We start from the raw sequence: 1,732 nt of genomic DNA, 5'->3' as shown, positions 1-1,732 counted from the left end.
AGCTGTTGCAGGCCACAGTAAAAGACTTGGAACGTTTGCCGCCGAAACCTTACGATGTGGCCCGCATAGAGCGTGTCTACAACACAAAGCTACAGTATGTCGAATTTGAAGTGACGGGTTACAAACTCGCTGCACGCCGGGTGCCAATACCTACCGACCTGCTAGTAGGCACAGACAAAACACTCGAAGCGCGCTTGCGCAATACGTTTTCTTTATTGGAGGGAAATGATTCTCTGGTTGTGCCGATTGTCGACACCGATCCGAACACAGGCGAATTGAAAACGGATGAGCATAGGAATTCGGTGATGGTCGACTACTCAGAGAAAGCGATCGAGGAAGAGCGTAAGCAAATTCATACGGACTTCCTTACGGCGGTGGCAGGCTATGGTCAGTTGATCCCGAAAATGAGACGGGATGAGTTCGACAAACGTTTCAAATGGTTCGAGGCCAGAGTAGCGGCATTCAGCATCGCGGTCCGGCAACGTTTGAGCAATGCAATTGACGAATCTGTGAAAAACTTGACGGAGGCATTGTTGCCTGGAGTATTGAAAAATCCTCCTGCTCGTCTGAAAAAGCACATGCTTTCACATACTCCTACAGCGGACGATTATCGCACTGCCTTGCAAGCCGAGCTGGCCAAAGCCTTTAATTCAGGTGATCGTTTTTTTACGCCGTCTGTGAAGGTAAGTTTCAAAGATCTGACCTACGAAACGATCAAAGACCCCAAGTTCAATGCGCTCCTCAAAAAGGCGTTCCCGAGTTTGGGCCAGCGAACCATTTTTGAAGAACATGACGCCGCGCCGGAGCTGGTGCTGCCCCCTGCAGTTTCGACATGAACACCGAAACCAAGCGAGTTGCTCGTCGCCGGTCTCATCGACTATCTCCTGGTACTCCTCATCCCAGACATCGCAGATGCGCTTGAAAAACAGCAGCGGGAAGATGTAAGTTTTGAAGTCAGCCGCATCTACAGGGCCGCGAGGATATCGTCAGATTCCCAGAGATGTCCTTCGAGCTGGCTGAGTATGAATCGTTGGTCGCTCAAATGCAGCCCTTCTATTTCCATTTCATCGCACTTGCGCCAAATATTCTTGTTTGGTGTCCATCGTTTACTCGAACAGCCGTTGCTGCTTCAGTACGTAGCCTGCAGGCTTCTTCTGTTTCTCGATCACCCCATCATCAACAAGGCGCTGCAACCATGTTTTGGCCTGCGCGTTAGAGACGTCGAGCGCTGCGGCTACTTCGGTGTCTTTCATCGGCGCACTCAAGAGCTGCTGAATCGCTGTCCGAACGGCTGAAAAGACCACTTCGGCCGGGACCAATTCCGGCTGCGGAGACTCCTCGATCTCTTCTACCCGCGTTGCCGCTTCCGATGCGGCGGGTAGCGGCTCTTCGGACACCGCTACAGGAGAGTGCGCATCTGAAATAACGTCGGCAGGTGTGGATGACTCGCTCTCGGCCCTGGTCACTGGCGCGGTATCGGGTACAGCGGGTGCCGTTGGCATGGTATCGACTGCCGGTGCTCCGTCAAACAGCGAAAAGCCAGCCTGTGACGATGCTGCTGGCAGCATAGACACATTGAACACTTCATCGAAAGAATCGACATCTCGTGGGTTTGGCCAGGGTAGCGCACCTTTGTTTTGCAGGGCCTCTAGTCCGCCGGACGATACGCCTGTTGATCGAACAAAGACGGGAACGAACTTGAATTTGTCGAGTTGTTCAACCGCCCCAGCCC

The 1,732-nt window shown here is 52.8% G+C and carries 1 protein-coding gene and 2 pseudogenes; 1 reads left to right on the top strand and 2 read right to left on the bottom strand.

The window, feature by feature from the left end:
* The coding region (locus RTX98_RS18165) for a hypothetical protein (RefSeq protein WP_312798201.1) at window positions 1–836 on the top strand (836 nt) is incomplete at its 5' end.
* Between the two features lie 15 nt (window positions 837–851).
* Here RTX98_RS18165 and RTX98_RS20820 read toward each other — a convergent pair.
* Both RTX98_RS20820 and RTX98_RS18160 read right to left on the bottom strand, forming a co-directional pair.
* Window positions 852–965, bottom strand: a pseudogene (locus RTX98_RS20820) (type I restriction-modification system subunit M N-terminal domain-containing protein); the annotation flags it as partial.
* 141 nt (window positions 966–1,106) lie between these two features.
* A pseudogene (locus tag RTX98_RS18160) lies at window positions 1,107–1,732 on the bottom strand (DNA-processing protein DprA); the annotation flags it as partial.

Source organism: Tianweitania sp. (assembly GCF_032053605.1).
Taxonomy (GTDB): domain Bacteria; phylum Pseudomonadota; class Alphaproteobacteria; order Rhizobiales; family Rhizobiaceae; genus Tianweitania.
This window is presented reverse-complemented; position numbering and strand designations above follow the sequence as displayed.